Here is a 7,710-nt window from a genome sequence, read left to right as displayed (position 1 = left end):
AAGCTTTCTTTTAAATCTGAAAACTTCCACTACACTTCCTTATATATGTATGCGTTTATCAGCAAGCGCTAAACCGTTTAAAGCCAGTTATTTAGTCCAAACATTAGTTTGTGCATCTAAATGGTGAATTTAACTCAAGCAAAGAAGCCCCATGACAGCAGAAAACACAACACTTACTGGCTTGGCCAGAAAGTTTGTTTTGGATCAGTTACTCGATGAAGAAACTGCCCGAAAAGCACAGCTACACGCTCATCAGAACAATTTATCACTGGTTTCCCATCTGGTTCAAGCAAAAGCGGCTAAAGCCAAGGACCTAGCATTTTCTGCTGCGCAAGAATTTGGTATGCCTGTTTTGGACCTAAATGCCTTTCAGCAAGAATCCTTCCCCGAAAAGGTGGTTGATGAAAAGCTAATTAGAAAACACCATGCCCTGCCTTTATTTATGCGTGGCAATCGGCTTTTTATTGCGGTATCGGACCCAACCAATATTATTGCCCTTGATGAAATCAAGTTTCATACAGGCGCAAGTGTTGACGCAATACTCGTTGAAGATGACAAGCTTAATGCAGCCATCGAGAAGTATCTTGAGTCGCAGGATACAACGATGGGCGATCTGGACGATGCAGACCTTGACGACATCGATGTTGATCAGAGCGATGACTCAGACAATGAAGTGTCGGCTAGTGATGCGGATGATGCGCCGATTGTTAAATACGTCAACAAGATGCTACTCGACGCAATCAAAACTGGCGCATCAGATTTACACTTCGAACCTTATGAAAAAAGCTACCGCGTTCGCTACCGTACAGACGGTATATTACACGAAGTTTCAAAGCCCTCCATTAAACTGGCCCCCAAGATATCAGCCCGTTTAAAGGTTATGTCCCAGCTGGATATTTCTGAGCGGCGAATTCCTCAAGATGGACGTATTAAGCTAAAGCTATCAAAAACCAAAGCGATTGATTTCCGGGTGAATACCCTACCTACGTTGTGGGGCGAAAAAATTGTATTGCGTATTCTTGACCCGAGCAGCGCGAAAATGGGGATTGACGCATTGGGTTACGAAGACGTCCAGAAAGAGCTCTATATGGATGCGCTTCACCAGCCGCAAGGGCTTATCCTAGTAACCGGCCCTACGGGGAGTGGTAAAACAGTATCACTCTATACCGGTTTGAATATACTAAATACTGACGAACGAAATATCTCTACCGCAGAAGACCCGGTTGAGATTAACCTGGAAGGCATCAACCAGGTTAACGTTAACCCTAAAGTCGGGCTTGGCTTCCCTGAAGCACTTAGGTCTTTCTTACGTCAAGATCCTGACATCATCATGGTTGGTGAGATTCGAGACCTGGAAACTGCGTCTATCGCAATCAAAGCTGCACAGACAGGTCATATGGTTATGTCGACCCTACATACCAATAGCGCACCAGAAACTCTAACTCGTATGATCAATATGGGCGTTCCGGCATTCAACATCGCCACATCTGTCAGTCTTATCATCGCACAACGACTGGCAAGACGCTTATGCAGCGCCTGTAAAGAGCCTGCTGATATCCCTCCCGAAACACTAGAGAAGGAAGGCTTCACAAAAGAACAAATTGATACAGGTTTTACACTTTATAAACCAAAAGGGTGTGATAAATGTAATAAAGGCTATAAAGGCCGGGTGGGCATTTACGAAGTCGTTAAAAACACGCCTAAGATCGCTCAACTTATTATGTCCGAAGCCACTTCACTTGAAATCGCAAAGCAGGCAGATGAAGAAGGCTTTAACAACCTTAGAAAATCAGCACTTTTAAAGGCTATTGAAGGCGTCACCAGCCTTGAAGAAGTCGAACGTGTAACCAAGGACTAACACATGGCAAGCACCACAGATAAGACACTGTCCTTTTCCTGGGAAGGTACTGACCGGAAAGGCAATAAAACCACAGGCGTTATGGCCGCGGCAAACTCGGCCTTGGTCAAAGCACAGCTTCGTAAGCAAGGCATAAAACCCGTCAAAGTAAAAAAAGCGGCAGCCACTCGTGCAAAAGGGAAAAAAATAACCCCCTTCGATGTCGCTATTTTCACTCGCCAGCTTGCTACCATGATGAAAGCGGGCGTACCGCTTATTCAAGCCTTTGATATTGTTGCTGATGGCCTTGAGAACCCTAGCCTGCAAACACTAGTGATTGATATTAAAAATGAAGTCGCTGCGGGTAACAATTTTGCAGGAGCACTTCGCAAGCACCCTCAACACTTTGGCGACCTGTTCTGCAACCTAGTTGACTCTGGTGAGAAGTCGGGTGCACTCGAAACCATGTTAGACCGTGTTGCGACTTACATGGAAACAACAGAGGCACTAAAGAAGAAAGTTAAAAAAGCAATGAGCTACCCCATTTCGGTACTGGTTGTCTCTTTTATCGTTACCACTATTCTCTTGGTAAAAGTTGTACCAACATTTGATGAAATGTTTAAGGGCTTTGGCGCCGAACTTCCTGCTTTTACTCAGTTTGTTGTTGGACTCTCTGAATGGATGCAGGAGTACTGGTTTATACTTATATTAACCATTGCGGGACTAGTCTTCGCATTTAAACAAGCAAGTCAACGTTCCGAGGCTTTCCGTGATGCAAGCGATAAGGCAAAACTCAAGATTCCTATCGTAGGTCCGATTATTGAGAAATCATCCATTGCACGCTTTGCACGCGTATTGTCTACCACTTTCTCAGCAGGTGTACCTCTTGTAGACGCTCTCGACTCAGTTGCCGGCGCAACAGGTAATATTGTTTATCGTAACGCCGTTTTTAAGGTGCGAGACGATGTAGCCTCGGGTACCCAGCTTCAGTATTCCATGCGTTCTACCGGTGTGTTCCCCTCCATGGCAGTACAAATGGTTTCGATCGGTGAGGAGTCTGGTGCACTTGATACGATGCTAGACAAAGTCGCGACGCACTTCGAAGATGAGGTAGATGACCTGGTTGATAATATGACGGCACTAATGGAGCCGATTATTATGTCCGTATTAGGTGTACTGATTGGTGGTTTGATCATCGCAATGTACTTACCTATCTTCCAAATGGGAGCCGTTGTATAAGGTATATTCAAGCGGGTACACTTCTCGTGCCCGCCTTATCTACTACTTAAACCTGACTTAGGCTATGATTCCCCTCATTCGCAACTTTCACGCTAACAATAAACAACGATAAACGCCGCACCGGAACAATTTCATGCTCGCACTTTTCCAACACCTGAATGACAACCCTGCGTTCCTATACGCTTCAACACTTATTTTCGGTTTATTAGTCGGCAGCTTCTTGAATGTTGTCATTTTTAGGCTCCCTAAAATGCTTGAGCAAGATTGGGCACTTCAGTGCGCTGCATTTTTAGACCAGCCTGAACCAAAACAGGAAAAAATCACCCTATCGACCCCCAACTCGAGCTGCCCAAAGTGTCAGCATGCGATTAAGCCTTGGGAAAATATCCCTGTAATCAGCTATATCTTCTTGCAGGGGCGCTGTAGTCAGTGCAAAAACAAAATCTCGATCCGCTACCCTTTAGTTGAACTTGTCACAGCTTTACTTTCACTTGCCGCTATTTCCATCTATGGTGCAAGTTATGCTGGTCTTGCAGCACTTATCCTGACCTGGGTACTTGTGGCACTAACGATGATCGATGCCGACACACAACTTCTGCCAGATAACATGACGCTACCACTAATGTGGGGTGGTTTGATTCTCAACTACTACGAAACGTTTGTGCCCTTATCAAGCGCACTATGGGGCGCCATATTCGGCTACTTAAGCTTATGGCTAGTATTCCACGCCTTTAAGCTGCTAACAGGTAAGGAAGGCATGGGTTATGGTGACTTTAAACTTCTGGCAGCCTTAGGAGCCTGGTTTGGCTGGCAATCCCTGCCGATTATTATTTTGCTTTCTTCTGTTGTAGGCGCGGTGATTGGCATTTCCCTTATTATCATTAAGGGCCGGGATAAAAATATCCCGATCCCTTTCGGGCCTTATCTAGCCATTGCTGGCTGGATCTATATGATTTTTGGTGATGAGCTAGTTCGCTTTTGGCTCGGTAGCCTTCAAGCATAGCGCTGAATAGTGAGCATCATAGTGAATACTAATTCCAAAGCACAGCAGAAGCTTATTATTGGCTTAACCGGTGGTATCGGCAGCGGAAAAACTGCAGCGTCAGACGAATTCCAGGCATTGGGTATCTGTATTGTTGACGCCGATATTGTCGCCCGTGAAGTTGTTGAACCTGGCACTGCCGCACTCTCCAAAATTGCTACTCACTTCGGTACCGATATACTTACCAATACTGGTGAGCTTGATAGAGCAGCCTTGCGCCAAATTATATTTTCATCGAAAGATCAAAAACAATGGCTCGAAAGCTTACTGCACCCGATAATTCGAAGCGAAATCAAAAGGCAGTTAAACAGTGCAGACAGCCCTTATGTAATCCTCGTATCCCCTTTGCTTTTCGAGACCGATCAAGCTGAACTGGTATCACGAATATTACTTATTGATGTTCCTGTTGAACTCCAATTACAACGAGCAAGTGAAAGAGACCAAAATTCTACTGAACAAATTCAGAAAATTATTGATATGCAGCTCCCAAGAGATTATAAATTAGAGCGCGCAAATGATGTGATCAGTAATGACCGTGATTTAGCAAGCTTAAAACAAAATGTTCTTCGCCAACACCAAGCCTATTTGGAGCTAGCAAGTGAGTAAGTCAAAAAGTAATGAGCTAAAGGTAAACTGCCCTACTTGTAAAAAAGATGTGGCCTGGAGTGATGACTCACCTTTTCGCCCCTTTTGCAGTGATCGCTGCCAGAAAATAGATTTAGGGGCATGGGCTGATGAGTCCTACACCATCCCTGTCGAAAATGCCGAAGAATGGAGCGGAGTTCAAAGCGAACAAATCTCAAACAGTGGCAACTCTCAGAACTTCCACTAACACGTTCATGGACGGAGCAAAAAATGAAGGACTGTATATTTTGCCAAATTATATCTGGGAATGAAGAAGCCAGTATTGTTTACGAGGATGAGCATTTTCTAGCTCTAATGGATGCCTACCCTCTTACTAAAGGACACTGCCTGGTCATTCCAAAACGGCATTATGAGCGTTTGGATGAACTCAATGCCAAAACGCGAGCCCAGCTATTTAATATCGGTAACAAAATTGTCGAAGCACAGAAAAAAGCAGGTTTAGGCATTCACGGCACTAACCTCTTGGTAAACGATGGCAAAGCGGCTAATCAGACTGTACCACATCTTCACCTCCACCTTATTCCCCGTGAGTCTGGCGACTGGCTGCGCGCAATTCCAAAAGTATTTCTTCATATTAGTGGCCTATTCGGTTTCAAAACACCGCGAACAATACTGGATGAGCACGCGCTTCAGATTAAACAATTTTATAAATAAGTCTCTAGCTGATAATGCCTGCACCTACTATCAATCCCAGAGAAGAAAGCTCAAACTCTCTTCAAGCGATAGGAGTATTGCATTCACCTTTTACTGAAAAGTTTGGTATTCCCCGGCAAGCTAACTTAATTACTTCAGCTTACGCTGAAATAGAACTTTATCCCCCTTATAACGACCCCGATGCATTTCACGGGCTTGAAGCGTTTTCTCATATTTGGCTAAGTTTCAGCTTTCACTTAAATGCTGATAAACCTTGGCGACCAATGATTCGGCCACCGCGCTTAGGTGGTAATAAAAAAATTGGGGTATTCGCGAGTCGTTCTCCCTTTCGACCGAATTCACTTGGGCAATCTTTGGTTGAACTACGGGAAGTTAGAATCCAAAACAATCAAGCAAGCTTGATCATCGCTTGCCCGGACATTCTGGATGGCACACCAATATTGGATATCAAACCCTATATTGATTATGCGGACGCTACCTCGGACTCGCGCTGCGGATTTGCAGAAGAACCACCAAAGCCAAGGCTAAAAGTAGTTTTAAACAAACCCTTTAAGGATAAAGCACAGCAATTATCGAGTTCGTACCCCGATGACCTATTGGCATTAATAGTCGAAGTTATTTCATATGATCCGCGGCCTGCATACAAACAAGATCAAGAAGATGAGAAGCTTTATAAGCTTAGACTATACGATTTGGATATTAGCTTCTCGGTAGAAGATGGTTTTGCGACAATAAGCGACATCGAGAAGCAATTGAGTTAGCGTGCTGCAAGAATTGTTAGCGCTTCTTTAGACTTATCTAAAAACCGATGAAAGCCTTCAAAATAACTTGTATTGAGCTCTCTCGAAGTCTGCCCCATATCCGCATAGATAAACCCGATTCGTTTACGGCCAGTGGCTAAAGGCGATATAAAAAACCTTTTCTGACCTGTAATACCTAGGTATTCGGGCGATATAAATTGCGTTATGTGCTGGTAGTCCGAGTTACCTATCCAGGCAGCCTTATCACGTTCAAACAGGTTAAACAAGAAACCCGAACGGCTTCTTTCATATCGAACAACAAACTTCTCTCGCCACTTCTCCGTGCTCTGCCCTGAAGCATATTTAACGACTACCCTCTGGTGCTCTTTATCAAATATTGCCAAGGCGACGCGCTCAAGGCCGATGCCTTTATGAAGCCCTTGCAAGCAAAGCTTAAACACCTCATTGATATTAAAATCACCCGCTAACAGCTTATCCAAACGCTCCAGTGCTTCAAGCTCTATTGCAGTATTTGGCTGTAAGCCTTCAGTTTCATTGTCGTATTTTTTCTCTAATTCCTTTGCTGCTCGAGTGCTGGTTGGAATATGCTCAACCAATACTTTCTTGCCGAAGGAAGCAACAGTCTCTGCCGTTTCATCTGCTGTTTTCTTGAGTGCGAACATTGCTTCTGCTTCACCGATATTTTTAAATTCTGCGACGCGCTGCGCAACCTCCTTAAACTCTGCTGAATCCCAGCCGAGTAAAGCAACACGACTTATCTCATCTCCTAATATAACCGCTTGAACACGCGGGTCCTCTTCTCCTGAGCCCGCTAGAACATCGTTAATCAGGCCTTCAATTCGCCACTGTTTGGTCAGTGTTTTTGCTAAACGAGTTAAGCTAACGCCCAGGAACTTCTCAGCACAGCGATTTTTTTCTTCAATTGAAGAGCTAGGTTCAATCTCACGCTTAAGCAAGCGTACCTCAGATTCGTGGCACCCCAAGACCAACAGCTCAGCCAAATGGCTCAACAAAGAGGCGACAAATACCTCTTCCTGCTCCGTATTATTCAGCTTTTCACAGAGCGCTTTTGCTTGGTTTGCGCCATGAAGCGAGCGGGCAAGCATTGCTACTAATAAGGGAGATGGGGAATCTTTCAGTACTGCTTCGAGTACTTTGATCGACAAACAAATTGAGCGAATATTCTTGAAACCAATATTGATAACCGCACGACTGACCGTTGTCACTGCAATATTACTAGGGTTGAAAGTTACTGCGTTAGCAACACGTATGATATTGGCAGTCAGGCTTACATCCTTAAGAATAACTTCTGCCAATTGGGCCCCAGAAGACTCATCAGAAGCCGTAACTTGGTCTAGCTCCTTAATTAAGGTTGAGAGAACAGCCGCCTCGCTTTTCTCGAGGGTACGCATCCAACCATGTAAACCTTTCATTCAATATTCCTAATTTGAGTTTAATACTCAGTCTAGCAAGGGATTCAGAAAAGAGTAGTGTTTGGAAGTGAGAGGGTATTTGAAAAAGCGTCTATGACG

The 7,710-nt window shown here is 44.4% G+C and carries 8 protein-coding genes; 7 read left to right on the top strand and 1 reads right to left on the bottom strand.

The features are described 5' to 3' along the window. Positions 1-151: 151 nt before the first annotated feature. The 7 genes from pilB (at position 152) to tsaA (ending at position 6,178) form a co-directional block, all read left to right on the top strand. The gene (gene pilB / locus A3729_RS09990) at positions 152-1,858 is read left to right on the top strand and encodes a type IV-A pilus assembly ATPase PilB (RefSeq protein ID WP_068512909.1); all 1,707 of its coding nucleotides are present in this window, start codon (positions 152-154) and stop codon (positions 1,856-1,858) included. A gap of 3 nt (positions 1,859-1,861) precedes the next feature. Continuing rightward, positions 1,862-3,076, top strand: a complete 1,215-nt coding sequence (locus A3729_RS09985; protein ID WP_068512912.1) for a type II secretion system F family protein — start codon at positions 1,862-1,864, stop codon at positions 3,074-3,076. Between the two features lie 133 nt (positions 3,077-3,209). Continuing rightward, the gene (locus A3729_RS09980) at positions 3,210-4,079 is read left to right on the top strand and encodes an A24 family peptidase (RefSeq protein WP_068512915.1); all 870 of its coding nucleotides are present in this window, start codon (positions 3,210-3,212) and stop codon (positions 4,077-4,079) included. A gap of 21 nt (positions 4,080-4,100) precedes the next feature. Further along, a complete protein-coding gene (gene coaE, locus A3729_RS09975) occupies positions 4,101-4,724 on the top strand; it encodes a dephospho-CoA kinase (RefSeq protein WP_082865443.1) in 624 nt (207 codons plus the stop codon). Beyond that, positions 4,717-4,950 (top strand): DNA gyrase inhibitor YacG, encoded by a 234-nt coding sequence (yacG, locus tag A3729_RS09970; protein ID WP_068512918.1) that lies wholly within the window; start codon positions 4,717-4,719, stop codon positions 4,948-4,950. The genes coaE and yacG overlap by 8 nt, the downstream gene beginning before the upstream one ends. 23 nt (positions 4,951-4,973) lie before the next feature. Next, the gene (locus A3729_RS09965) at positions 4,974-5,417 is read left to right on the top strand and encodes an HIT family protein (RefSeq protein WP_068512922.1); all 444 of its coding nucleotides are present in this window, start codon (positions 4,974-4,976) and stop codon (positions 5,415-5,417) included. A 14-nt stretch (positions 5,418-5,431) separates the two neighbouring features. Continuing rightward, complete coding sequence (gene tsaA / locus A3729_RS09960; protein WP_068510987.1) at positions 5,432-6,178, top strand: tRNA (N6-threonylcarbamoyladenosine(37)-N6)-methyltransferase TrmO; 747 nt, start codon at positions 5,432-5,434, stop codon at positions 6,176-6,178. On the opposite strand, the gene A3729_RS09955 is transcribed toward tsaA, so the two are convergent. Then, positions 6,175-7,611, bottom strand: coding sequence for an HDOD domain-containing protein (locus A3729_RS09955; RefSeq protein ID WP_068512926.1), 1,437 nt, complete (start codon positions 7,609-7,611; stop codon positions 6,175-6,177). The genes tsaA and A3729_RS09955 overlap by 4 nt on opposite strands. Positions 7,612-7,710: the final 99 nt, after the last annotated feature.

It is taken from the genome of Oleiphilus sp. HI0043, from assembly GCF_001634935.1.
Note: the sequence above shows the minus strand (reverse complement) of the source record. Positions and strands in the feature narration are given on the sequence as shown.

Coding starts and splice junctions, on each gene's coding strand:
- A3729_RS09980 (WP_068512915.1), top strand. CDS start 3,210: ATGCTCGCACTTTTCCAACACCTGAATGACAACCCTGCGTTCCTATAC.
- A3729_RS09955 (WP_068512926.1), bottom strand. CDS start 7,611: ATGAAAGGTTTACATGGTTGGATGCGTACCCTCGAGAAAAGCGAGGCG.
- tsaA (WP_068510987.1), top strand. CDS start 5,432: ATGCCTGCACCTACTATCAATCCCAGAGAAGAAAGCTCAAACTCTCTT.
- A3729_RS09985 (WP_068512912.1), top strand. CDS start 1,862: ATGGCAAGCACCACAGATAAGACACTGTCCTTTTCCTGGGAAGGTACT.
- A3729_RS09965 (WP_068512922.1), top strand. CDS start 4,974: ATGAAGGACTGTATATTTTGCCAAATTATATCTGGGAATGAAGAAGCC.
- pilB (WP_068512909.1), top strand. CDS start 152: ATGACAGCAGAAAACACAACACTTACTGGCTTGGCCAGAAAGTTTGTT.